The sequence below is a fragment of the Chromobacterium sp. FG89 genome (genome assembly GCF_057808735.1).
Genome location: NZ_JBMDIQ010000015.1, coordinates 117,207 through 139,540, shown reverse-complemented (window position 1 = coordinate 139,540; position 22,334 = coordinate 117,207). Strand labels below are relative to the sequence as shown.

The following is a 22,334-nucleotide window of genomic DNA, read 5'->3' as shown; positions in this document are numbered from 1 at the left end:
GGGTAGGGTGGGTGGAGCCGTCAGGCGATACCCACCAAACAGGCGGCTGTCCGGCGGCCTGTGGCGTCGCACCCGTTCCCGCGTGGGTATCGCTACGCTCCACCCACCCTACGGTGGAGGGCGTGGGGCGTTTCAGGCGCAGCTGCCAAAGGCCTTCAGCTTGTCCACATCCACCAGCGTGATGTCGCGTCCGTCCACCTTGATCAGATCCGCCTCGATCAACTGGTGCAGCATGCGTGAGAAGGTTTCCGGGGTCAGGTTCAGCCGGGAGGCGATCAGGCTTTTATTCACCGGCAGCGAGACCTGCGGCGTGAGGCTGCCGCCGTCTTCCGGGATATGTTGCAGCAGATAGCCAATCACCCGCTGCAAAGAGCTTTCTATGGAGTAGCGCTCCACGTCCCGCACCAGGCCGTGCAGGCGCAGCGACAGGCCGGCCAGCAAGCGCCGGGCGAAGGCCGGGTCGTGGTCTATCGCTTGCAGAATGCCGGCCGCTTCCACCTTGAGCAGCATGCCGTCTTCCAGGAACTGGGCCATCACCGGGCAGGGCCGGCCCAGGAACATCACCGCCTCGGCAAAGCTTTGGCCGGGGTGGATGATTTCCATCACTTTTTCACTGCCCTGCGCCGAGGACAGCGCCAGCTTCACCCGGCCGTACACCACCAGGAACATGCCGTCGCAGGGGTCGCCCTTCTGAAAAATCACCTGGCCCTTGAGGCCGCGCAGTTCTTGGGTGTGCGGCACCAGCGCCTGGATCTGTTCCGGGGACAATTGCTGGAACAGCGGCTGGTGGCGCAGGAAGGATGGGATGTCCAGATGGCTCATGACGGTGTGGCTCGATAATGGCGGAGGCTTACACTATAAAAGCGCGCTCCGCCAAGGGCCATGGGCCATTGGCAGCAGCGGCCTAGTTCGATGTGATTAGAACCTGTTTACGATCTGCTGCGCGTCGTGGAGCGTTACACGGTGAGTACGCCCTCAAAATGCTCATGTACCACTCGTACATTCCGCTTTTTCGATCGTTTTCGCCTTGTCTCGCTCTTGCTCGCGAGATCGTAAACACGTTCTTAGAAAAAATCTCGCCGGCAGCTTCAATATGTTGAAGCGTTGCACGGATAGGTGGGAAACCGCGTATTCGACGTTTTGAACCATCCCCCCCTCTCAAAGAGATCGTAAACAGGCTCTACCGCGCTCGCCTCAATGTTGGGCCGCCCGGCTCCACGGCGTCAGCTCCGGCCGCGCGTGGCGGCCCGGCTCCACGCCGATTTCCGCATCGCTCAGATAACAGGCCGGGTCCGCCGCCCAAAAATCTCCGCTCAGTTCCCAGGCGCGCACTCGGGTGTTGCCGTTGCAGATGTCCAGGTGGCCGCAAGCGCCGCAGCGGCCGGCCACCGGGCGCGGAGATTGGCGCAGGCCGCTCATCAGCGGGTGTTGCGGCTGTTGCCAGATCGCGGAAAACGGCCGTTCCCGCACATTGCCCAGCGTCACTTTCCACCACATGGTGTCCGGGTGGACGTTGCCCAGGTTGTCGATATTGGCGATGTGGACGCCGCTGGCGTTGCCGCCCCAGCGCCGCAGCGCCCGCAGCAGGGTGTCGGCGCGCTCCGGGTAATGCCGGCGCGCCCAGTGCAGCAGGTAGACGCCGTCCGCGTCGTTGTTGCCGGTGACGAAGTCCCGCGGCCGGCCGGCGTCCAGCTGGGCCAGCGCTTGCTGGATCAGCAGCTCCAGCGCCCAGCGGCTGCGGGCGTGGCGGGCGTCGTCCGCGCGGTGTTTGTTGCCGCGTCCGGCGTAGTTGAGGTGGGAGAAATAGAACTTGTCGATGTCTTCGTCCGCCATCAGTTGCAGCAGCGCCGGCAGGTCCGCGGCGTTGTCTTCCGTCATGGTGTAGCGGATGCCCACTTTCAGGCCGGCGTCGCGCGCCAGCCGCAGGCCGCGCAGCGCCAGTTCAAAGCCGCCGTCCAGCCGCCGGAAGCGGTCGTGGGTGGCGCCGATGCCGTCCAGGCTGACGCCCACGTAGTCGAAACCGATGTCGGCCAAGACGGCGACCTGGTCCGGGTCCATCAGGGTGCCGTTGCTGGACAGGCCGATATAGAAGCCCAGCGCCTTGGCGCGCCGGGCGATGGCCGGCAGGTCCGGCCGCAGCAGCGGTTCGCCGCCGGACAGGATCAGCACGCGCACGCCGTAGGCGTGGAGATCGTCCAGCACCGCATAGGCTTCGTCGGTGTTCAGTTCGCCGGCGAAGTCGCGGTTGGCGGAGGTGGAATAGCAGTGCTGGCAGGTGAGGTTGCAGCGGCGGATCAGGTTCCAGATCACCACCGGGGCTTGCGGCCCGGCGGGCATGGCGCGCCCTGGCGGCGGAACCGCCGCCGGTTCGCGCAGCAGGCGCAGGTATTGGGTCAGTCGCAACATGGCCGGCTCCGTCGCGGGAAGATGGCTCAGTGTGCGGCCGGGGGCGGCGGCGGCTCCTTGATGCGGGTCAATGGAATCCGCAGCGCCTCAGAACCTGTTTACGATCTGCTACCCGTCGGCGATACAGCGTTGAAACCGGCTTCGAAATGCTCATGTACCACGCGTACATTCCGCTTTCTCAGCCGTTTTCGCCTTGTCTCGCCCTAGCTCGCGAGATCGTAAATACGTTCTCAAAGCCTCAAGCCCGTTTTCTTCAAAATCCGGCTGGAAAACAGCACCTCGTGGCCGCGGCAGGCCTCGCCCAGCAAGGCGCGCGCGTCGTCCACCGCGGCCAGCACCGCCGGCCGCTCGCTGCCGTGCAGCATGGCGAACAGGTTGTACGGCCAGCCCGGCCGGCGCGGACGGCGGTAGCAATGGCTGACCGCGTCCAGGCCGCCCAGTTGCGCGCCCAGCGCGTCCACCTGTTCGTCGGCCACGTCGAACACCGCCATGCCGTTGGCCCGGTAGCCGATGGCGTAATGGTTGGGCACCGCGCCGATGCGGCGCACCACGCCCTGCTCCAGCCAGCGCGCCAGCCGCGCCGTCACTTCGGCCTCCGCCCAGCCCAGCCGCCGCGCAATGTCGCGGTAGGGCTGCCGGCACAGCGGCAGGCCGGCCTGGGTGGCGCGGATCAGCTTCCGGTCGTCTTCGCTCAGCGCGGCCGGTTCGCCCGCGCGCCGCGCGCCGGCGGCCGCGCCCACCGGGGCCGCGCCGCCCACCTGAAAACGCATGCCCACAAAGTATTCCCGCTCTTTGGGAAACAGGTTCACTTCCAGGCCGGTCACCAGTTCGATGCCGCGCCGGGCGGCGTCGATGGCGGCGGCGCTGTCCGCGGCCAGCACGAACCACATGTTCAGCCGGTGTTCGCGACGGTAGTTGTGCGCCACCGCGGGCAGCGCGTTGACGGCGGCGGCCACTTCGTCGAAGCGCGCTTCCGGCGCGGCCAAGGCGGCCAGCACAAAGCGGCCGCCCAGGCGTTCTATCTGGTACATCGGCCCAAAGCGGCTGAGCACGCCGGCGTACAGCAGTTGGCGCAAGCGCCGGATCAGGCCGTCTTCGCCCAGCCCCAGGCTGCGCCCGGCCGCCGCGTAGGGGCGCGACACCAGCGGGAAGCCGCCTTGCAGCCGGTCTATCAGCCGCGCGTCCAAGGCGTCCAGCGTGTCCAGCATTGCCAGCGCTTCAGGCGTATCCATAACAGGCTCCGGTTTGTTTGTAGCGCCGGGTGGAGCGCAGCACCGCCTGCGGCAGCCGTTCCAGGCCGTGCCGGCGGCGGATGTCCGCCAGCGCGGCGTCCAGGCTCTGCGCGTCGCGGGCGTGGACCATGGTGAACAGTTGGTAGGGCCAGTCCGGCGGACGCGGCGGACGTTCGTAGCACAGGGTGACGGCCGGCTCCGCCGCCAGCGCCAGCGCCACGCGCTCGCGTTCGGCGTCGTCGTCTATCCGCCACACCCACATGGCGTTGGCGCGGTAGCCCAGTTCCTGGTGGCGCACCACCATGCCGAAGCGGCGGATGACGCCTTGCTGCCGCCAGTGGGCGATTTGCGCCAGGGTCTGGGCCTCGCTCAGCGCGCATTGCGCGCCCAGCGCTTGATAAGGCCGCGGGGTCAGCGGCAGGCCCGGCGACAGCGCCGCCAGCAGCCGCTGGCGCTGGCCGGCGGACAGGCCGGGGTCGTCCGCCGCCGCCGGCGCTTCCGCCGCCGCGGCGGGCTCCGCCAGGAAGGAAAAGCCCAGGTCGATGTGGTATTCCCGCAGCAGCGGCAGGTCCAGCGGCGGGATGCCGGTGGCCAGGCGGATGCGGCTCAGCGCCGCGGCCACGCCGGCCGATGAGGCGGCGGCCACGACGAACCACAGATTGTAATGATGGTCCCGCCGGTAGTTGTGGTTGACCTCGCGCTGGCGGCTGACGAAAGCGGCCACTTCTTCCAGCCGCTCCGCCGGCGCCGCCATCGCGGCCAGGGTGCTGTTGCCCACGGTGTTGGGCGCGAACACCGCGCCGACGCGGGCCAGCAGGCCGGCCGCCTGGGCGTCTTGCAGCGCGGCCAGCAGCCGGGCTTCGCTCCAGCCCGGTTCCATGCCGGCGGCGAGCGCGGCGAAGGGGCGCGGCAGCAGCGGAAAGCCGCGCTGGCTGCCGTTGATCAGCCGCAGCAGGGCCGGATCGGCGTCTGAAATAAGCATGGCTACATCCCGATGCGGCTGGCGCGCCAGCTGAAGAAGATGCCGGACGGGCTTTGCGCCGGCAGTTCGCGCAGCACTTTGAGGCTGGCGGTGTCCACCACCACCAGCTTGTCTTCGTCGCGGCTGGACAGCCACACCGCGTCGCCGCGCGGGGTGAACTCCATGTGCAGGATGGCCTTGCCCGGCTTCAGGGTGGCGATCACGCTGCGCGTGGGCACATCGATGACTTGCACCTTGTCGTTGTCCGGGAAGGCGAAATTGACCCAGACCCGCCGGCCGGACGGTTCCGCCATCACGAACACCGGCTGGCCCAGCACCGGTATGGCGGCCTGTTGCGTCCAGCTGCGGTTGTCCGCCAGCAGCACTTCGTGGCGGCCGATGGCGGGCAGGAAGGCGTAATCGCCGGCCAGCGCCCAGCCGCGCAGATGCGGCATCTTGTACACCGGCAGCGGCTGTTGGCCGCGGCCGTAGCCGGCCAGGATGCGGCGCACGCCTTGTTCCGGCCGCCAGGTGTCCAGCAGGGACAGGCCGTCTTCGCCGTAGAGCCCGGCCAGGAAGTAGCGGCCGTCCATGCTGGCCAGGCCGTCGTAGGGGCGCTTGCCGGCGTCGCGGTAGCGGGTCAGTTTCGGCTGGGCCGGGTCCGCGGCGTCCAGCACATTGATTTCGTCGGCGTCGAACAGCGCGTAAACGAAGCGCCGGCCCGGCAGGTCCGCCAGGCCCACCACGCGCGAGGGTTTGCCGTCCGCGCCCGGCGCGGCGGGCACCGAGGCCAGCGGCGCCAGCGTGGCGGCGTCGAACAGGCGCACGCCGCCCGGCTGGTAGTTTTGCGCGGCCAGCACGCGGCCGTCCGAGGAGATGGCGCCGCCTATGCTGTTGCCGGCCTGCACCACGCGCCGTTCCAGCCGCCGGCGCAGCAGGTCCACCTTGCTGATGGCGCCGTCGCGGCCAAACACGTAGGCGTAACGCGCGTCGCGCGAGAACACCGCCGAGGCGTGGGACAGATCGCCCAGCCCTTCCACCCGGCCCAGGCTTTCCGCGCGGGTGTTGTCCACCACTTGCACGCTGCCGCTGGCGCGTTCTATCACCACGCCCAGGTCGCCGGTGCCGCGCGGCGCGGCGCAGCCGCCCAGCAGCGCGGCCAAGGCCGGGATCAGGGCGGCGCGCCCTGCTTTAACCAGTAAACCAGCCATATCGCTTCTTCTTCCGTCAGAAAAGGCCGCCAAGGCGGCATCGGGGTGCCGGGCCGGCCGGCCAGGATCACGGCGGCCAGGCCGGCGTCCGGCTTGTCCTTGAGCGCCTCCGGCGTCAGCGGGCTGCCCAGGCCGCCGCGCAGGCTCAGGCCATGGCAGGCGCCGCAGTCCTGGCGCGCCAGGTGGCGCAGCTGGGCCGCCCGCTCCGGCGCGGGGGCCGCCGGCGCGGCGACGGCGGCGCTGCAGAGCAGCAGCAAGGCCGCCGCCGCGCCGCGGATCAGCGGTTCAGGATCCATTGCACCATGGCCTTGAGTTCGGCGTCCGGCACTTGTGGGTTGGGCGACATCGGCACCGGGCCGAAGCTGCCGGAGCCGCCCTTTTTCACCTTGTCCATCAGTTTGACGGCGGCGTCCTGCCCCTTGTACTTGGCGGCCACCTGCTGGTAGGACGGCCCCACCAGCTTGGCGTCCAGCGCATGGCAGGCCAGGCAGTTGTGTTGCTTGAGCAGCGCTTCCGGCGCGGCGGCCGCGGCCGGCAGCGCATGCAGCGCCAGGGCGGCGCAGGCCAGGATCAGGCTTGTTTTCATTGCGTTCTCCTCCGCCCGCCGGGGCTGGCCCGGCGGGCGCGCTGGCGGGGTCAGTAGATGTCGTGCTGGGTGTTGTAGACGTTGAATTTGCCGGTGGGGGTGACCAGGCGAGGGTCCTTGATCACGGCCTTGAGCTTGCGGGTTTTGTCGTCCACCACCACGATGGCGGATTGCTTGTCCTTGGCGCTCCAGACCGAGAACCAGACTTCATCGCCGGCCTTGTTGAATTCCGGCTGCAACACGCGTTTGGCGCCGTCGCTCAGGCCGGACCATTCGCCGATCGGCAGCATGGAGAAGCCCTTGTCCAGGTGCTTGATGTCGAACACCGCCACGCTCTGGCTGAGCTTGGCGTCCGGGTTGAACACGGTGTCCACCCACAGATTGGCGGATTGCGGATGGGTCTTGATGAACAGCGAGCCGCCGCCCTGCCCTTTGAGCGTGCGCACCACTTTCCAGGCCTGGGCCTTGTGTTTTTCCGGATCGGTGCCCACCAGGCTGATGCTGTCGTCGCCCAGGTGGCTGGTGGCCCAGACCGGCCCGTATTGCGGGTCCGTGAAGTTGGCGCCGCGGCCGGGGTGCGGGGTTTTGCCCACGTCCACCAGCGCCGCCAGCTTGTCCAGCTTGGTGTCCACCACCGCCACTTTATTGGAGGCGTTGGCGGCCACCATGAAGTAGCGGCCGCTGGCGTCGAAGCCGCCGTCGTGCAGGAATTTGGCGGCGTCTATGGTGGTGGTCTTGAGGTTGGCCAGGTCGGAGTAGTCCACCATCATGATCTTGCCGGTTTCCTTGGCGTTGACCACGAATTCCGGCTTGTAATGGCTGGCCACGATGGAGGCCACGCGCGGTTCCGGGTGGTATTCGTTGTCCACCGTCATGCCGCGGGTGCCAACGATTTTCAGCGGCTTGAGGCTGGCGCCGTCCATGATCACGTATTGCGGCGGCCAGTAAGCGCCGGCCACCGCCAGCTTGTCGTCGTAGCCGCGGTATTTGGAGGTTTCCACCGAGCGCGCTTCCAGGCCGATGCGGATTTCCGCCACGCTGTCCGGCTTGGCCATCCACAGGTCCACCAGATTGATCTTGCCGTCGCGGCCGATCACGTACAGGTAACGGCCGGATTTGGACAGCCGGGAGATGTGCACGGCGTAGCCGGTTTTGATCACGCTGACGATCTGTTTGCTGTGGCCGTCGATCAGCGCGATTTCGCCGGCGTCGCGCAGGGTGACGGAGAACAGGTTGGAGATGTCCAGCTGGTTTTCCTTGCGCCGCGGACGCTTGTCCACCGGCACTTGCACCTTCCAGGTGGCCAGCATGTCCTGCATGCCGAATTCCGGCGGGGTGGGCGGCTCTTGCTGCACGTAGCGCGCCATCAGGTCCACTTGCTGGTCGTTGAATTCGCCGGAGGTGCCCCAGTTGGGCATGCCGGCCGGGGAGCCGTATTTGATGAAGGTTTTCAGGTATTCAGTGCCGCGCGCCAGGGTGATGTCCGGCGTCAGCGCCTTGCCGGTGGCGCCTTTGCGCAGCACGCCGTGACAGCCGGCGCAGCGTTCGAAGTAGATTTGCTTGCCGCGGGTGAATTCCGCCTCGGTCATCGGCGGGGCTTTGGCGTTGGCGTTCTGGTGCATCGCCTCGCCGGCGGGCGGGGCGGCGGTGTCCGCCCAGACGGGGGCCGCGGCCAGCGGCAACAGGGCGAGCAAGACGCTCTTGGTGAACAGGGACTGCTTCGGAGACTTAAACTTCATGGCGTGCGCTCCAGCGTTAGGAATAACCCTTTTGCGAGCATGATCATCCCGGACGCATATGGACAGCCTTGATTCGAATCAACGCTTGCCGGAGCCGTCCTGTCCTGTGACCGGGGAATCTTCCAGGCCCCAGTCGCCGTATTGATACCAGTCGTCGCCCAGCACTTCCGCCGGATGTTGCGTGCGGCTGGAGCCGTTGCCGCATTGCAGGGAGTTGGCGGGGCAATAGAGGTCGCAGCCCCAGCAGATGCGTTCGGGGTGGGCGGGGTGCAGCGGGAATTTTTTGGCCATGGGGGTCTTCGTTGTGGGTGACTTTCAGCTTGCCAGTCATGACTCAAGCGGACTTGGCGCGACATCAAACAATGGCCATTCAGCCGACTAGAGCGGCTAACAAAATCCCTGAGGCAAGTCGGCCCAACGCAGCATCAGGGGTTTTGTTTGCCGAGCTCAGAACCTGTTCAAAGTCTCGCGAGCTAGAGCGAGACAAGGCGAAAACGGCTGAGAAAGCGGAATGGTCATTCGGTACATGAGCATTTCGAAGACGTTTTCAACGCCCTTGTCTAACTATCCCGCCGACGCGCAGCAGACTTTGGGCAGGTTCTCACGACGTCAGACTGGCATACAGCCTGGTCAACGCCTGCGGCAACCTCTCCGCCTGCCTCACCAGCGCATAACCATTGCGGCCGAACAAATGCGGCAGGTAGTCGCCCGCCTCCCGGTCTATGGTCACGCAGAACGGGGTCAGGCCGGCGCGGCGGGCTTCCAGCACCGCCTGGCGCGTGTCTTCTATGCCGTAGCGGCCTTCGTAGTGGTCCAGATCGTTGGGCTTGCCGTCCGAGATCAGCAACAACAAACGGCGCTGCGCCGGCCGCTCGCTCAGGATGCGGGTGCACTGGCGGATGGCCGCGCCCATCCGGGTGTAGTAGCCGGGCCGGATGGCGAGGATGCGGCCGCGGGCGGCGTCGTCGTAACGGTCGGCAAAGTCTTTGAGGATCTGCAAGCGCACTTCCTGCCGCCGCAGCGAGGAAAAACCGTACAGGCCGAAGTCGTCGCCGCTGGCGGCCAGCGCCTCGGCGAACAGCAGCAGGCTGTCGCGGATCACGTCGATCACCCGGCCGGTTTCGCCCAGCCAGCTTTCGGTGGACAGCGACAGGTCGGCCAGGGTCAGGCAGGCCAGGCTGCGTTCGCCCGGCGGCCAGTCCTGGTACAGCGCCGGCTCGCTTAGCGCCGCGCCGCCGCGCCGTTCCGCAAGGAAGCGGATCAGCCGGTCCAGGTCGATGTCCGGCCCGGCGGTTTCGCCGCTGCGCCGGCGGCGCTCCGGCGCCAGCGCCTGGAATTGCCGTCGCAGCCGGCGCGCCAGCGGCTGCAAGCGCTCCGGCAGCGGCGCCGGCGCGGCGTCGCGCGGCAGCATCGGCCGCAGCAGGCAGTGGTCCTCCACCAGGCATTGCCGCTTCCAGTGCCATTCCGGCAGCTTGATGCCCGGCCCCAGCGGGGTATCGTCGTAGGCGGCGGCCGGCAGGTCCAGATCGAAACGCAGCCGGCTGCCGCGGGTATGGGCGTCCTGGCCCAGGGTCAGCCGGTTCATGTCTTCGGCGGCGATTTCGCCATTGCCGTCATCGTCGTCGTCATTGTGGCGGTTGACTTTGACGTACTCGTCCCAGGTGAACAGGCTTTCCGCGCGGAACACCATCAGCATGCCGTTCTTGCGCTGGTCCTGTTCCATGCGCCGGGCGCGGTAGCGGCGGCGCTGGCGCTGGGCGTCCTTGCCGCCGCCGCGTTCGCCGTCGGCGTGGCGGCTGCCCTGCCCTTCGGCCTCCGTCAGCGGCGGTTCCGGGTGCAACCACAGCGGCACCGGCTGCGGCGGCCGGCTCAACGGCGGCAGCGTCACCGCCTGTTCCGGCCGGCTCAGCGCCGCCTGTATCGCGCGCTCCACCTCGGCTTCCGCCTGCGGCAGGCCTGCGGGCTTCGGCCGCTGCGCCAAGGCGGCCGCCGCCAGCCGGCGGTAAACGGCGGCCAGGCCCGGCATGTCCGCCAAGGCGCGCGCCGCGGCCAGGCGGTTGCGGCTCAGCCAGTCGCCGTCGTTGTCGGCGGCGTAGGCGGCCTGGGCCAGCAGCCAGAAGTAACAGTCGCGGTTGAGGGCGGCGCTGGGAAAACAATCGATGCGCTCGGGCAGATAGAGCGCCTGGCTGTCCCGCCAGGCCAGCTCCATCCGCGCGCCGGTGCCGGCCAGCCGTTGCAGCCAGCCGCGGCGCGCGCCGTGTTCGGTGCCCACGGTGGTGCGCAACGCCAGCGCCGGGTCGCCGCCCATGGCGCGGAAGAACAGCGGCGCTTGCGCCGTCACTTGCGCCAGCTCCGCCGCGTATTCCGGAAAGCCGCGCCGCGCCGCGCGCCGCGCCAGTTTGTCCCACCAGCCGCCGACAATGTCTTCCATGCCGCTCAGCCGGGGAATTGGGTCTGGATCACCGCCAGCAGCGCCGCCACGGTGTCGGCGTCGTCGCTCAGCGGTTCCGCCAGCGCGGTGCGGCAGGCTTGCCAGGGCGGCAAGCCGGCCTGGATCAGTTTGGCGGCGTACACCAGCAGCCGCGTGCTGGCGGCTTCTTCCAGGTCGTAGCCGGACAAGCGCCGCAGCTGGCCGGCCAGCGTCACCAGTTGGCGCGCCAGCGCTTCGCCTATCCCGCTTTCCAGCATCAGTACGCCGATTTCCACTTCCGGCGGCGGAAAGTCGAAACTCATGGCGACAAAACGCTGGCGAGTGCTGGGCTTCAGCGTTTTCAGCACGTGTTGGTAGCCGGGGTTGTAGGACACCACCAGCATGAAGCCCGGCGGCGCTTGCAGCACTTCGCCGGTGCGTTCCACCGGCAGGATGCGGCGGTCGTCGGTCAGCGGGTGCAGCACCACGGTGGTGTCTTTGCGCGCTTCCACCACTTCGTCCAGGTAGCAGATGCCGCCTATCCGCACCGCGCGGGTCAGCGGGCCGTCGCACCAGACGGTGGCGCCGTCGGCGATCAGGTGGCGGCCCACCAGGTCGGCGGCGCTCAGGTCGTCGTGGCAGGAGACGGTGATCAACGGCAGGCCGAGCCGCGCCGCCATATGGGCGACGAAGCGGGTCTTGCCGCAGCCGGTGGGCCCCTTGATCAGCACCGGCAGTTGCTGGCGCCAGGCGGCTTCGAACAGCTCGCACTCGGCGCCTTGCGGCTGATAGAAGGGGACGGGGATAGTCAGGAGTTCAGGCGCGTTCATCGGCGTTCCTTCAGATAAAGCTGAGCAGCAGCGCGGCCGACACCAGCGCCAGCCAGCCCTGCACCAGCGCGCGCAGCCAGCAAGGCGCGTCGCGCAAGCCCATATAGCGCTCCACCAGCAACACGCCCTTGAGCCAGGCCAGGCCCAGCGCGATCAGCGCCAGATGCGGCGGCCGGCCGCCTTCGGCCAGCCAGGCGGCCAGCAGGGTCAGCCCGGACAACAACAGCCACAGGCCGGTTTGCGCAAGAGGAGTGGGATGAGTCATGCGGGCATGATGCCGATGCGGCGCGGCGGCCGCCTTGATGCGAAATAAGGCTTTGCGCGGGCGTTCTATCTCGCCACGTAGACCAGGGCGAACAACAGCAACCACACCAAGTCCACCATATGCCAGTAGGCGGCGGCGGTTTCCACCTCGTCCATCGATCCCGGCTTGTAACGGCCGTCTCGGGCCAGCCGCCACACCGCCGCCACGATTACCATGCCCAACACCACGTGCAGGAAGTGAAACACCGTCAACGACAGGTAGAACATCCAGAAGTCGTTGCTGGACATGGTAATCCCTTGCAAGGCCTTGCCCACCAGCTCATAGCCTTTCAAACCGAGAAAGCCGCTGCCGGCCAGCAAGGTCAGCGCCAGCCAGCGCCGTCCGGCGCGCTGCCGGTCGGCGGAAAAGGCGCTGAGCGCGGCCAGGACGGCGGCGCTGCCAGCCAGCAGCAGCAGGGTGTTGAGCGTGGGCAGGCCCAGCTCCAGTTCGCCCTGCCCTGCCGCGAACAACGCCGGCTGTTGCCGGCGGGCCCAGGCGTAGGCCAGGAAGAACACGCCGAACACCGCCAGCTCGGCCAGGATGAAACACCACATCGCCAGATCGCCCGGCACGCGGCGCTCCGGCGGCGCGCTCAGCTCCATGCCAAGGCCTCCCGCGTCGCCGTCCTTGCTTGAGCCACCCTCAATCCTCGCGCTTGCCGGTGACGAAGAAGCTGATCACGTACAACACCAGCCCGCAGAAGAAGCTGATGCCGAACACCCAGCGCCCCCAGTAGATGGGCATGATCCGTTCCTGCGTCTCCATGAAGGACAACGGCGTGGCGGACATGCGCTGCAACCACACCTGGACCGCGCCGGCGGCGGTCAGGCACAAGGTGATGGCCACGATGGACAGGGTCATCACCCAGAACGCGGTTTTTTCCACCTTCTGCGCCTGCGCGCAATTGGCCTCGCGCCCGCGCAGCAGCGGCATGGTGTAGGAGATCATGGTCAGCACCACCATCACGTAAGCGCCGTAGAAGGCCATGTGGCCGTGGGAGGCGGTCACCTGGGTGCCGTGGGTGTAGTAGTTGACCACCGACAGCGTGCCGATGAAGCCCCACACCCCGGCGCCGAGGAAGGACATCACTCCGGTGCCCAGCGCCCACAAGGTGGCGGCCTGGTTGGGGTGTTCGCGGCGGCGGCGTTTGACCATATTGAAGGCGAACAGGGTCATCATGAAGAAGGGCACCGGCTCCAGCGCGGAGAAGATGGAGCCCCACAGCTGCCAGTAGGCCGGCACGCCTATCCAGAAATAATGGTGGCCGGTGCCGATGATGCCGGTGATCAGCGTCATGGCGATGATCAGGTACAGCCATTTTTCGATCACCTCGCGGTCCACCCCGGTCACTTTCACCAGCACGAAGGCCAGCATCGCGCCCATGATCAGTTCCCACACGCCTTCCACCCACAGGTGCACCACCCACCACCAGTAGTACTTGTCCAGCACCAGGTTGTCCGGGTTGACGAAGGAGAACAGGAAGAACACGGCCAGGCCCCACAGGCCCAGCATCATCACGATGCTGATGCTGGTCTTGCGGCCGGCCAGCAGGGTCATGGACAGGTTGTAGAGGAAGGACAGCGCCACCAGCACGATGCCCACCTTGGTGATCAGCGGCTGTTCCAGATAGCCGCGGCCCATGGTGGGCAGCAGATCGTTGCCGGTGAGCCGGGCCAGTTCATGGTAGGGCAAGCCCAGGTAGCCGAGTATGGTCAGCGCGCCGGCCACCAGGAACACCCAGAAGGTGATGATGGCCAGCCGCGGGCTGTGCAGTTCGCGCTCGCTCTCCTCCGGGATCAGGTAGTAGCCGGCGCCCATGAAGCCGAACAGCAGCCAGACGATCAGCAGGTTGGTGTGCACCATGCGGGCGGTGCCGAAGGGCACGGCGGGAAACAGGAAATCGCCGATCACGTATTGCAGGCCGATGATCAGGCCAAACACGATCTGGCCGATGAACAGGCCGATGGCGGCGATGAAATAGGGTTTGGCCACGGCCTGCGAGCGGTAGCGCACCTGCGCGACGGCTGCGGTCGCGCCGCGCGGCGGCGTGGCCACGGTAGCGTTGCTCATTGTGTTCTCCAAAGATAAAGGGATGGGACGGGATCAGCCCTCGATATTGGGCGGCCAGTTATTGGTGTTGATCTGCGACGCGTACTTCAGGAAGGCCACCAGGTCGTCCAGCTCGGCCGGGTTCAGATGGAACTGCGGCATCTGGCGGCGGCCCGGCGCGTTGGTCGGCATCGCCTGCATCCAGCCCTTGATGAATTCCGGGCCGCGGCGCACGTAGACGTTGCCCAGCTCCGGCCCAAAGTAAGCGCCCTCGCCCAGCAAGGTGTGGCAGCCGCCGCAACTGCGCGTCTCCCAGATCTTCTTGCCGCGCACCGCCTGCTCGGTGAGCTGGGCCTTGGCGTTATGGCTGGGCAGGGCCAGGGTGGTGTCCAGGGTCAGCCCCAGGAACAACAGGAAAAAGAAAACCGAGCCGCCGTAAAAAATATTGCGGGCGGTCGATTTGGTGAAGCTCGCGCTCATCATGTCCTCCTCGAATGCTTGCACCGCCGGCGCGGTACTCGGGCCGAACTGTACGGATTCGGGCATCCCGGGAGCATTGATTCGAATCAACGATTTCCGGCCGTCCGCCTTCCTACACTGGCGCCATCCGTCATCGCCAACCGCAAGGAGGCCGCCATGATCCGCCCCGTCACCCCTCTTCCCCGCGCCGGACTGAGCGCCTCCGCCCCGCCCTTTCCGCCCGGCAGCGTCGCGCTCTTGGGCGCCGGCCCCGGCTGCGCCGATCTGCTCACCGTGCGCGCCGCGCAGCGCCTGGCCCAGGCCGACGCGGTGCTGTACGACCACCTGATAGACGCCGAGATCCTGCAATTGGCGCCGCCCTCGGCCCGGCGCGTCTGCGTCGGCAAGCGCGCCAGCCGCCACACCTTGCCGCAGGCCGAAATCAACCAGTTGATGATCGCGCTGGCGCGCCAGGGCCTGCGCGTGGCGCGGCTGAAGGGCGGCGACCCCTTCATGTTCGGCCGCGGCGGCGAGGAGATGCGCGCGCTGCTGGCGGCCGGCATCCGCTGCGAGGCGGTGCCGGGCGTCAGCGCGGCGCTGGGCGCGGCGGCCAGCCTGGCGCTGCCGCTGACCCACCGCGACTACGCCCAGGGCTGCCGCTTCGTCACCGGCCACCGCCGCGAAGGCGCGTCGGCGCTGGCCTGGACCGCGGACAGCGGGCCGGACGAAACTGTGGTGGTCTATATGGGCTTGGGCGAGGCCGCCCATATCGCCGAGCAGTTGCTGAGCCACGGCCGCGCGCCGGACACGCCGGTGGCCATCGTCGAGCAGGCCTGTATGCCGGGCGAGCGCTGCGTTTGCGGCCGCTTGTCCGAGCTGGGCCGGCTGGCGGAGCAATACCGGCTGCGCGCGCCGGCGCTGTTGATCATAGGCGGCGTGGTGCGTCTGCATCAGGAGCTGGCGGCGCTGCGCGCGGCGCTGGGCCATGGTTTGGGATTCCTTGATCCCGGTCATTCTGCCGCCCCCGCCGCCGCGGCCATACTGCGCGCTCCATCCCACGAGTACACGCCATGAGCGCCATCGACACCCTTGTTGAGCAACACCGCGCCTGCGACGCGCGCTTCGCCGATTGCGAAACCGCGGCCCGCGCGCAGGACTGGGCCTTGGCCCTGAGCCATTTCCAGGCTTTCCGCCGGGAGATGGAAGCGCATTTCGCCGTTGAAGAAGACGCGCTGTTCCCGGCTTTCGAAGCCGCCAGCGGCAGCAGCATGGGGCCGACCCGCATCATGCGCATGGAGCATCAGGACATGCGGGATTTGCTGGAGGACATGGACGAGGCGCTGGCCGCGCAGCATCTGCAAGCTTTCCTGGGCCTGAACGACACCCTGCTCATCCTGATGCAGCAACACAATATGAAGGAAGAAAACGTGCTCTACCCCATGTGCGCGCAAGCGCTGCCGGAAATGGCGGAGTTGATTGCGGAGGGCGCGCAGCCATGACCCCGCAAGACCTGCGCCACCTGGCGCCGCCCGAACCGATGGAGATCATCCTGGACGCCGCCGAACAGATGCGGCCCGGCGACAGCCTCGCCTGGGTGCTGCCCCACCATCCCACTCCGCTGCTGCCCATGTTGGAAAAAGCCGGCCTGCTGTATCGCTTTGAACTGTCGGGGGACGGCGGCGTCGTGCTGATTCTTAGTGCCGGTTCAAAGTCTCGCGAGCAAGAGCGAGACAAGGCGAAAACGGTTGAAGAAGCGGAATGTACAGGTGGTACATGAGCATTCTGAAAGCGTTTTTAACGCCGTATCGCCGAAGCGCAGCAGACTTTGAACAGGCTCTGAGCCGGCCATGAGCCAGGCTTGGCTGGACTACCAACAGGCCCCGCCGCTGTGGCTGCCGCTGGCCCACATGCTGGCCGCGCCCTGCTGGCTGCTGGCGACGGCGGCCTTGTTGGTGGCGCTGCCGGACGGCGCGCCGTCGCGTTTCCAGCCCGAGGTGCTGGCGCTGACCCACGCGCTGGCGCTGGGCGTGCTGGGCAATGCGATGCTGGGGTCCCTGTGGCAGTTGCTGGCTGTGACGGCGGGGGTGCCGATTCCGCATCCGCGCCGGCTGCTGCTGGCTTGTTTTCTGCCCTTGCAGGCTGGCTGCGCGCTTCTGGTGGCCGGTTTCCAGCTGGGCCTGTCGCCGCTGTGGCTGCAGGCGGGCGCCGCGCTGCTGACGCCAGCCTTGCTGACGCCGGCGCTGTTCGGCCTGCGCGGCTTGCTGCGCAGCCCGGCGCGGGACGCCGGCAGCCGGGGCCTGCGGCTGGCGCTGTGCGCGCTGGCCGTCGCCGCCTGTCTTGGCGCGGCCCTGGTCTTGTTGCTGGGCGGCCGCGTCGCGCTGCCCTTGGGCCCCTTGCTGGACAACCATGTGCTGTGGGCGGCGCTGGGCTGGCTGTGGCTACTAGTGCTGTCGGTGGCGCGCACGGTGATCCCGATGTTTCTGGTCACGCCGCCGCCGGCGACGGGGCGGCTGCCGCGGGAGACGTTGTTGTTCGGCCTGCTGTGCCTGAGCGGCGTCGCGCTGATCTGGGACGCGCCCGCCGTCGTCTCCGGCCTGCTGGCCGCCTTGGCGCTGTTCGTGCTGTGGCAGGGCCTGCGGCAATTGGACGCGCTGCGGCGCAGCCAGCGCCGCGCCGACCCCCTGCGCCGCGGCTGGCGGGCCAGCCTGATCTGGATGACGGCGGCCGCGCCCTGCGCGCTCGCCGCGCGCCTGCTGCCGCTGTCGGAAGCGCCGCCCATGCTGGCCGGCTGGCTCTGGCTGGGCGGCTTCGGCCTGGGCGCGGTGCTGTCCATGCAGGGCAAGATCCTGCCCTTCCTCGCCTGGCTGGACCTGAAACAACGCGGCCTGCCCAGGCGGCAATTACCGGCCACCCATGAATTGCTGGGCGAGGCCGCGCACCGCCGGCTGCTGGGCCTGCACGGCGTCTGGGTCGGCTGCGGCCTGGCCTGGATCCTCGGCGGCTATCGCCTGCCGCTGTTCGCCGCCGCGCTGGGACTGGGGCTTTACTGGGCCGGGCTGGCGGCGGCCTTGTTGCGTCGCTCTCTCGCCGGCCGGCGCGCCTTGGCCTGAGAACCTGTTTACGATCTGCTGCGCGTCGGCGATACGGCGTTGAAAACAGTTTCGAAATGCTCATGTACCACGCGTACATTCCGCTTTCTCAGCCGTTTTCGCCTTGTCTCGCCTTAGCTCGCGAGATCGTAAACAAGCTCTGAGAGCCTGTTCAAAGTCTGCCGCGCTTCGGCGATACGGCGTTGAACAGGTTCCGGAGCCGCGCCCCAAAAACAAACCCGCGCCGGCAAAGCGGGCGCGGGTGAGGGCGGTGGCTCAGCCTATCGTCAGTCCCACTGCAAAGCGCCCTTCTTCCATTCATAGATGAAGCCGACGACCAGCACGCCCAGGAACACCGCCATCGCGCCCAGGCCGAAGCCGCCCAGCTCCTTCAGCGTCACCGCCCAGGGAATCATGAAAGCGACTTCCAGATCGAAGAGGATGAACAGGATGGCCACCAGGTAGTAGCGGACGTCGAAGCGCATGCGCGCGTCTTCAAAGGCCTCGAAGCCGCACTCGTACGGCGACAGCTTTTCCGGATCCGGCCGGTTTGGCCCCAGCAACTTGCCCATCAGCAGCGGCACCACGCCCACCAGCAGTCCGACGACGATGAATAACAGGATGGGAAAGTAATTCTGCAGCATGGGGCCTACTCCTCCGGATGGTTTGGAAAATGAGATAGACCTCCGCCAAGCGCCAAGTTTGCACCTTGAGGGAAATATACCGTTGGAAAGCGGGCTGTCATGACGACCAGGCGCGGGAGGCGCTTGCGCGGATATCGGTTACACTGGCCTTTCCCGCCCGCCCGGCCACCCCGAACGGCGCGGCTCCCGGCCCCGCCTCCAATCGGACGCTCCCGCCTTCGCCGCCATGCGGCAACCTGCCCGCTACCCGCGGCCAGGCAAACATACCGCCGCTTCGCCGGACACCTCGCTCACAACTCATATCAAGCTTCGGCGCTGCGGACCGCTCTTTACCCGACCCATGACAACACAGGGCCGCCGACGCCTGCGCGGCCCGCCAGACCAAAGGTCTTGTCCATGCATCATGCTCTGCAAACTTTATTGGACCGGGTCCGCCTGCGCGACCCGGAACAGTTCGAATTCCATCAGGCGGCGGCGGAAGTGCTGCACAGCCTGGACGATTTCCTCAGCCGTCATCCGCACCACTTCGACCATGGCCTGCTGGAACGGCTGCTGGAGCCGGAGCGCGTCATTCTGTTCCGCGTGTCCTGGGTGGACGATCACGGCCGCGTTCAGGTCAACCGCGGCTACCGGGTGCAGATGAACAGCGCGCTGGGGCCGTACAAGGGCGGTCTGCGCTTTCATCCCTCGGTGACGCTGGGCACGCTGAAATTCCTGGCTTTCGAACAAACCTTCAAGAACGCCTTGACCGGCCTGCCGCTGGGCGGCGCCAAGGGCGGCGCGGACTTCGACCCCAAGGGCAAAAGCGAGGGCGAGGTGATGCGTTTTTGCCAGGCTTTCGCCAGCGAGCTGTTCCGCCACATCGGCGCCGAGACCGATGTGCCGGCCGGCGACATCGGCGTCGGCGCGCGCGAAATCGGCTATCTGTTCGGGCAGCACAAGCGGCTGAGCAATCAGTTTTCCGGCGTCTTCACCGGCAAAGGCCCCAGCTACGGCGGCAGCCTGATGCGGCCGGAGGCCACCGGCTACGGCTTGGCGTATTTCGTTGAACGCATGCTGGCCACGCGCGGGCAGACGCTGGCCGGCAAACGCGCGGCCTTGTCCGGCTCCGGCAACGTCGCGCTGTACGCGGCGGAAAAACTGCTGGCGCTGGGCGTCCGGGTGGTCAGCTTGTCGGATTCGGAAGGCGCGCTCAGCCTGCCGGACGGCCTGAGCCCGGACTTGCTGGCGGCCTTGATCGAGCATAAGCATCAGCGCCGCGGCCGGCTGGCCGCCTTCGCCGCCGACCACGGCCTGGACTTTCTCGTTGGGCAGCGGCCATGGCGTCTGCGCTGCGACATCGCCCTGCCCTGCGCCACGCAAAACGAGCTGGACGCCGACGACGCGGAGGCCTTGCTGGCCAATGGCTGCTGCTGCGTGGCGGAAGGCGCCAATATGCCTTGCACCGCCCAGGCGGCGCAGCGCTTCCAGCGGGCCGGCGCGCTGTACGCGCCCGGCAAGGCGTCCAACGCCGGCGGCGTGGCGGTGTCCGGCCTGGAAATGAGCCAGAACGCCACCCACCTGCCCTGGAGCGCTCAGGAGGTGGACGCCCGGCTGCGCCGGATCATGGAGGAGATTCACGAGGCCTGCGTGCGGCATGGCGGCCAGCCGGACGGCGCGGTCGACTACGCCCGCGGCGCCAATGTGGCGGCCTTCGGCAAGGTGGCCGCGGCGATGCTGGCTCAAGGCGTGATCTGAGCCGACGCCAAGAAAAAGCCCCGCCGGAAGGCGGGGCTATGCAGCATTGAATGGAACACGTTTTTAGAACCTGTTTACGATCTGCTGCGCGTCGGCGATACGGCGTTGAAACCATCTTCGAAATGCTCATGTACCACGTGTACATTCCGCTTTCTCAGCCGTTTTCGCCTTGTCTCGCCTTAGCTCGCGAGATCGTAAATACGTTCTTAGAACAGCTGGTCTTTGACGTTCTCCACCGCATCCTGAGCAGCCGGCTTGTCCGGCGTCTCGCTGGCGCCGCCGCTGGCGTCGCCGCCTGCGCCCGGCACCGCGCCGTGGTTGTCCACTTTCAGCTCCGGATTGGTCTTCTGGAACTCTTCGTAGTAGTACTCGTCGCCGCCGCGCTGGCCGGCGCCGGCCTTGACCACGAGGCCTTCCGGCACCGGCATGTCTACTTCCGGCTGGCCCTTGAGCGCGTTGGCCATGTAGTTGATCCATACCGGCAGCGCCGCGGTGCCGCCGTAGCCGTAACGGCCCAGCGAGCGCGGCTGATCGAAGCCCACCCAGGCGGCGGCCACCAGATTGGGGTTGTAGCCGACGAACCAGGCGTCCTTCCAATCCGAGGTGGTGCCGGTCTTGCCGGCCAGATCGGTGCGGCCCAGGCTCATCGCACGGTAGCCGGTGCCGTAGCGCACCACGTCCTTGAGCATGGAGCTCATGATGAAGGCGTTGCGCGGGTCTATCGCCTGCGGCGCGTTCTGACCGGCGACGGTGGGCACGGTCTTGGCCAGCACGCGGCCGGACTGGTCTTCGATGCGGTCGATGAAATAGCCCTTGCTGCGGTAACCGCCGTTGGCGAACACCGAGTAGCCCTCCACCATTTGCAGCGGCGTCACCGCGCCGGCGCCCAGCGCCATGGTCAGATAGGCCGGATGCTGCTTGGCGGCGAAGCCGAAACGCTGGATGTACTGCTGGGCGTAATCGGTGCCGGTGGCCATCAGCACCCGCACCGACACCAGGTTTTTGGACTGGGTCAGGCCGGTGCGCATGGTGATCATGCCGGCGAATTTGCCGTTGTCGTTCTTGGGCTCCCAGCGCTGACCGTCCGCGCCCACCACCGACAGCGGCGCGTCGTTGATCATCGTAGACGGCGTCAGGCCGCGTTCGATGCCGGCGGAGTAGATGAAGGGCTTGAAGGTGGAACCGGGCTGACGCCAGGCCTGGGTCACATGGTTGAAGCTGCGGCGGTTGAAGTCGAAGCCGCCCACCAGCGCGCGGATCGCGCCGCTGCGGGTGTCCATGGACACGAAGGCGCCTTCCACTTCCGGCATCTGCACGATTTCCCAATAGCCTTTTTCATGCGCGCGGATGCGGATCACCGAACCGCGGCGGATCTGCTGCGCGGCGCTGACCTTGCCGCCCAGCGCGCGGCGCGCGAAGTCCAGGCCGTTGCCCTTGATCACCGCCACCTTGCCGCCGCGCATATAGGCGCGCACTTCCGACGGACTGGCGGACAGCACGATGGCCGGCAGCATGTCGCCGCTGTCGCGCAGTTCGCTGATGGCGTCGTCCAGCGCTTCGGTCTGCTGCTCGCCTTCGGCGCCGGACAGTTCCACCGTGCTTTCCGGGCCGCGATAGCCCATTTTGCGGTCGTAATCCACCAGGCCGGCGCGCAGGGCGTCGTACGCCCATTTCTGATGACGGCTGTCCAGGGTGGTGTAGACCTTGAAGCCTTCGGTATACGCCGATTCGCGATAGCGCTCGTACATCGCCTGGCGCACCATTTCCGCCACATACTGCGCCGGCTGGCTGCTGCTGTCGGCGCTCTGGCTGGCCAGCTTCATCGGCTCGGCCAAGGCGGCGTCGTATTGCTCCTGGGTGATGAAATTAAGCTCGCGCATCCGGCGCAACACGTATTGCTGACGCAGACGGGCGCGGTCCGGATTGACGATGGGGTTGTAGGCGGACGGGGCCTTGGGCAGGCCGGCCAGCATCGCCATTTCCGCCACGGACAGATCCGCCAGCGGCTTGCCGTAATAGGCCTGCGCCGCGGCGGAGAAGCCGTAGGCGCGCTGGCCCAGATAGATCTGGTTGAAGTACAGCTCCAGGATCTGGTCCTTGCTCAGCGTGTGTTCGATCTTGAAGGCCAGCAGCGCTTCGTTGAACTTGCGGGTAAAGGTTTTCTCGCTGGACAGGAAGAAGTTCTTGGCCACCTGCATGGTGATGGTGCTGGCGCCGGAACGGGCGTGTCCTGACACCAGATTGCCGACCGCGGCGCGCACCACGCCGACGTAATCGACGCCGCTGTGCTGGTAGAAACGTTCGTCTTCGGCCGCCATCACCGCCTGTTTCATCAGCTGCGGCACTTCGTGGATGCGGGAGAAGGAACGACGCTCTTCGCCGAATTCGCCTATCAGTTGATTGTCGGCGGAATATACGCGAAGGGGAATTTTCGGACGATAGTCCGTCAGTACATCAAGACTCGGCAAGCGCGGGTAGGTTATGATGATTGCAATGGCGCCTGCGCCAGCAACCAATACGGCTCCACCTAGAAACAGACCTGCAAGTATTGCAAGGATTCGTCTTAGCATATTTACAATGGGCTTTCACTGGAAACCGGATTATAACGTCTTGTGAAAGCACGCAAGACAAACAATGGCAGCGACAGGCCAAAAAACTGTCGCATAGGACCAATCGA

At 67.0% G+C, this 22,334-nt stretch carries 22 protein-coding genes; 5 read left to right on the top strand and 17 right to left on the bottom strand.

From position 1 onward, the window contains the following. Positions 1 to 132: 132 nt before the first annotated feature. From ACODRW_RS15900 to ACODRW_RS15830, 15 genes are all read right to left on the bottom strand, one after another. Positions 133 to 822 (bottom strand): Crp/Fnr family transcriptional regulator, encoded by a 690-nt coding sequence (locus ACODRW_RS15900; protein WP_488906153.1) that lies wholly within the window; start codon positions 820 to 822, stop codon positions 133 to 135. A gap of 372 nt (positions 823 to 1,194) precedes the next feature. Further along, the gene (nirJ, locus tag ACODRW_RS15895; protein WP_488876674.1) at positions 1,195 to 2,406 is read right to left on the bottom strand and encodes a heme d1 biosynthesis radical SAM protein NirJ; all 1,212 of its coding nucleotides are present in this window, start codon (positions 2,404 to 2,406) and stop codon (positions 1,195 to 1,197) included. Positions 2,407 to 2,636: 230 nt separating this feature from the next. After that, complete coding sequence (gene ahbB / locus ACODRW_RS15890) at positions 2,637 to 3,638, bottom strand: siroheme decarboxylase subunit beta (RefSeq protein WP_488906152.1); 1,002 nt, start codon at positions 3,636 to 3,638, stop codon at positions 2,637 to 2,639. Beyond that, positions 3,625 to 4,620: a siroheme decarboxylase subunit beta gene (ahbB, locus tag ACODRW_RS15885; RefSeq protein WP_488906151.1), complete on the bottom strand. Its 996-nt coding sequence runs from the start codon at positions 4,618 to 4,620 to the stop codon at positions 3,625 to 3,627. Before ahbB (ACODRW_RS15885) ends, ahbB (ACODRW_RS15890) begins: the two co-directional genes overlap by 14 nt. A 2-nt stretch (positions 4,621 to 4,622) precedes the next feature. Beyond that, positions 4,623 to 5,810 (bottom strand): cytochrome D1 domain-containing protein, encoded by a 1,188-nt coding sequence (locus ACODRW_RS15880; protein WP_488906150.1) that lies wholly within the window; start codon positions 5,808 to 5,810, stop codon positions 4,623 to 4,625. Then, a complete protein-coding gene (locus tag ACODRW_RS15875) occupies positions 5,771 to 6,106 on the bottom strand; it encodes a c-type cytochrome (protein ID WP_488906149.1) in 336 nt (111 codons plus the stop codon). Before ACODRW_RS15875 ends, ACODRW_RS15880 begins: the two co-directional genes overlap by 40 nt. Next, positions 6,088 to 6,396: a c-type cytochrome gene (locus tag ACODRW_RS15870; protein ID WP_107800710.1), complete on the bottom strand. Its 309-nt coding sequence runs from the start codon at positions 6,394 to 6,396 to the stop codon at positions 6,088 to 6,090. The genes ACODRW_RS15875 and ACODRW_RS15870 overlap by 19 nt, the downstream gene beginning before the upstream one ends. A 50-nt stretch (positions 6,397 to 6,446) precedes the next feature. Beyond that, positions 6,447 to 8,135: a nitrite reductase gene (locus ACODRW_RS15865; protein ID WP_305883550.1), complete on the bottom strand. Its 1,689-nt coding sequence runs from the start codon at positions 8,133 to 8,135 to the stop codon at positions 6,447 to 6,449. 78 nt (positions 8,136 to 8,213) lie between these two features. After that, a complete protein-coding gene (locus ACODRW_RS15860; protein ID WP_048410854.1) occupies positions 8,214 to 8,426 on the bottom strand; it encodes a DUF3079 domain-containing protein in 213 nt (70 codons plus the stop codon). Positions 8,427 to 8,736: 310 nt separating this feature from the next. Next, on the bottom strand, positions 8,737 to 10,566 hold the full coding sequence (locus ACODRW_RS15855) for a nitric oxide reductase activation protein NorD (protein ID WP_488906148.1): 1,830 nt from the start codon (positions 10,564 to 10,566) through the stop codon (positions 8,737 to 8,739). 5 nt (positions 10,567 to 10,571) lie between these two features. Continuing rightward, positions 10,572 to 11,375: a CbbQ/NirQ/NorQ/GpvN family protein gene (locus ACODRW_RS15850; protein ID WP_107800714.1), complete on the bottom strand. Its 804-nt coding sequence runs from the start codon at positions 11,373 to 11,375 to the stop codon at positions 10,572 to 10,574. A 10-nt stretch (positions 11,376 to 11,385) separates the two neighbouring features. After that, the gene (locus ACODRW_RS15845) at positions 11,386 to 11,640 is read right to left on the bottom strand and encodes a cytochrome C oxidase subunit IV family protein (RefSeq protein ID WP_227105253.1); all 255 of its coding nucleotides are present in this window, start codon (positions 11,638 to 11,640) and stop codon (positions 11,386 to 11,388) included. Between the two features lie 65 nt (positions 11,641 to 11,705). After that, positions 11,706 to 12,281: a cytochrome c oxidase subunit 3 gene (locus ACODRW_RS15840; protein ID WP_488906147.1), complete on the bottom strand. Its 576-nt coding sequence runs from the start codon at positions 12,279 to 12,281 to the stop codon at positions 11,706 to 11,708. A gap of 40 nt (positions 12,282 to 12,321) precedes the next feature. Next, positions 12,322 to 13,749 carry a cbb3-type cytochrome c oxidase subunit I gene (locus ACODRW_RS15835; protein ID WP_227105255.1) on the bottom strand — a complete coding sequence of 476 codons (1,428 nt, stop codon included), beginning with the start codon at positions 13,747 to 13,749 and terminating at the stop codon, positions 12,322 to 12,324. Between the two features lie 33 nt (positions 13,750 to 13,782). After that, positions 13,783 to 14,274 (bottom strand): c-type cytochrome, encoded by a 492-nt coding sequence (locus tag ACODRW_RS15830; RefSeq protein ID WP_269473792.1) that lies wholly within the window; start codon positions 14,272 to 14,274, stop codon positions 13,783 to 13,785. A gap of 90 nt (positions 14,275 to 14,364) precedes the next feature. Between ACODRW_RS15830 and cobA the strand changes: the two genes are divergently transcribed. The 4 genes from cobA to ACODRW_RS15810 all read left to right on the top strand — a co-directional run bounded on the left by cobA (position 14,365) and on the right by ACODRW_RS15810 (position 17,297). Next, positions 14,365 to 15,261: a uroporphyrinogen-III C-methyltransferase gene (cobA, locus tag ACODRW_RS15825; RefSeq protein ID WP_488906146.1), complete on the top strand. Its 897-nt coding sequence runs from the start codon at positions 14,365 to 14,367 to the stop codon at positions 15,259 to 15,261. Continuing rightward, positions 15,258 to 15,686, top strand: coding sequence for a hemerythrin domain-containing protein (locus tag ACODRW_RS15820; RefSeq protein WP_048409437.1), 429 nt, complete (start codon positions 15,258 to 15,260; stop codon positions 15,684 to 15,686). Before cobA ends, ACODRW_RS15820 begins: the two co-directional genes overlap by 4 nt. Continuing rightward, entirely contained in the window at positions 15,683 to 15,964 is a 282-nt protein-coding gene (locus ACODRW_RS15815; protein WP_488906145.1) for a DUF2249 domain-containing protein, read from the top strand. Before ACODRW_RS15820 ends, ACODRW_RS15815 begins: the two co-directional genes overlap by 4 nt. Before the next feature lie 70 nt (positions 15,965 to 16,034). Beyond that, entirely contained in the window at positions 16,035 to 17,297 is a 1,263-nt protein-coding gene (locus ACODRW_RS15810) for a hypothetical protein (protein WP_488906144.1), read from the top strand. Between the two features lie 266 nt (positions 17,298 to 17,563). Here the strand turns inward: ACODRW_RS15810 and ACODRW_RS15805 are convergent, their stop codons facing one another. Then, positions 17,564 to 17,920 (bottom strand): NADH-quinone oxidoreductase subunit A, encoded by a 357-nt coding sequence (locus tag ACODRW_RS15805; protein ID WP_019103334.1) that lies wholly within the window; start codon positions 17,918 to 17,920, stop codon positions 17,564 to 17,566. 396 nt (positions 17,921 to 18,316) lie between these two features. Here ACODRW_RS15805 and gdhA point away from each other — a divergent pair, with 396 nt between their 5' ends. Then, a complete protein-coding gene (gene gdhA / locus ACODRW_RS15800) occupies positions 18,317 to 19,657 on the top strand; it encodes an NADP-specific glutamate dehydrogenase (RefSeq protein WP_488906143.1) in 1,341 nt (446 codons plus the stop codon). 206 nt (positions 19,658 to 19,863) lie between these two features. Here the strand turns inward: gdhA and ACODRW_RS15795 are convergent, their stop codons facing one another. Next, on the bottom strand, positions 19,864 to 22,227 hold the full coding sequence (locus tag ACODRW_RS15795) for a penicillin-binding protein 1A (RefSeq protein WP_488906142.1): 2,364 nt from the start codon (positions 22,225 to 22,227) through the stop codon (positions 19,864 to 19,866). Between the last annotated feature and the right edge of the window lie 107 nt (positions 22,228 to 22,334).

What these genes read in the sequence shown, in the direction of transcription:
- ACODRW_RS15900 (WP_488906153.1), bottom strand. Translation starts at nt 822, where the DNA reads ATGAGCCATCTGGACATCCCATCCTTCCTGCGCCACCAGCCGCTGTTC.
- nirJ (WP_488876674.1), bottom strand. Translation starts at nt 2,406, where the DNA reads ATGTTGCGACTGACCCAATACCTGCGCCTGCTGCGCGAACCGGCGGCG.
- ahbB (WP_488906152.1), bottom strand. Translation starts at nt 3,638, where the DNA reads ATGGATACGCCTGAAGCGCTGGCAATGCTGGACACGCTGGACGCCTTG.
- ahbB (WP_488906151.1), bottom strand. Translation starts at nt 4,620, where the DNA reads ATGCTTATTTCAGACGCCGATCCGGCCCTGCTGCGGCTGATCAACGGC.
- ACODRW_RS15880 (WP_488906150.1), bottom strand. Translation starts at nt 5,810, where the DNA reads ATGGCTGGTTTACTGGTTAAAGCAGGGCGCGCCGCCCTGATCCCGGCC.
- ACODRW_RS15875 (WP_488906149.1), bottom strand. Translation starts at nt 6,106, where the DNA reads ATGGATCCTGAACCGCTGATCCGCGGCGCGGCGGCGGCCTTGCTGCTG.
- ACODRW_RS15870 (WP_107800710.1), bottom strand. Translation starts at nt 6,396, where the DNA reads ATGAAAACAAGCCTGATCCTGGCCTGCGCCGCCCTGGCGCTGCATGCG.
- ACODRW_RS15865 (WP_305883550.1), bottom strand. Translation starts at nt 8,135, where the DNA reads ATGAAGTTTAAGTCTCCGAAGCAGTCCCTGTTCACCAAGAGCGTCTTG.
- ACODRW_RS15860 (WP_048410854.1), bottom strand. Translation starts at nt 8,426, where the DNA reads ATGGCCAAAAAATTCCCGCTGCACCCCGCCCACCCCGAACGCATCTGC.
- ACODRW_RS15855 (WP_488906148.1), bottom strand. Translation starts at nt 10,566, where the DNA reads ATGGAAGACATTGTCGGCGGCTGGTGGGACAAACTGGCGCGGCGCGCG.
- ACODRW_RS15850 (WP_107800714.1), bottom strand. Translation starts at nt 11,375, where the DNA reads ATGAACGCGCCTGAACTCCTGACTATCCCCGTCCCCTTCTATCAGCCG.
- ACODRW_RS15845 (WP_227105253.1), bottom strand. Translation starts at nt 11,640, where the DNA reads ATGACTCATCCCACTCCTCTTGCGCAAACCGGCCTGTGGCTGTTGTTG.
- ACODRW_RS15840 (WP_488906147.1), bottom strand. Translation starts at nt 12,281, where the DNA reads ATGGAGCTGAGCGCGCCGCCGGAGCGCCGCGTGCCGGGCGATCTGGCG.
- ACODRW_RS15835 (WP_227105255.1), bottom strand. Translation starts at nt 13,749, where the DNA reads ATGAGCAACGCTACCGTGGCCACGCCGCCGCGCGGCGCGACCGCAGCC.
- ACODRW_RS15830 (WP_269473792.1), bottom strand. Translation starts at nt 14,274, where the DNA reads ATGCCCGAATCCGTACAGTTCGGCCCGAGTACCGCGCCGGCGGTGCAA.
- cobA (WP_488906146.1), top strand. Translation starts at nt 14,365, where the DNA reads ATGATCCGCCCCGTCACCCCTCTTCCCCGCGCCGGACTGAGCGCCTCC.
- ACODRW_RS15820 (WP_048409437.1), top strand. Translation starts at nt 15,258, where the DNA reads ATGAGCGCCATCGACACCCTTGTTGAGCAACACCGCGCCTGCGACGCG.
- ACODRW_RS15815 (WP_488906145.1), top strand. Translation starts at nt 15,683, where the DNA reads ATGACCCCGCAAGACCTGCGCCACCTGGCGCCGCCCGAACCGATGGAG.
- ACODRW_RS15810 (WP_488906144.1), top strand. Translation starts at nt 16,035, where the DNA reads ATGAGCCAGGCTTGGCTGGACTACCAACAGGCCCCGCCGCTGTGGCTG.
- ACODRW_RS15805 (WP_019103334.1), bottom strand. Translation starts at nt 17,920, where the DNA reads ATGCTGCAGAATTACTTTCCCATCCTGTTATTCATCGTCGTCGGACTG.
- gdhA (WP_488906143.1), top strand. Translation starts at nt 18,317, where the DNA reads ATGCATCATGCTCTGCAAACTTTATTGGACCGGGTCCGCCTGCGCGAC.
- ACODRW_RS15795 (WP_488906142.1), bottom strand. Translation starts at nt 22,227, where the DNA reads ATGCTAAGACGAATCCTTGCAATACTTGCAGGTCTGTTTCTAGGTGGA.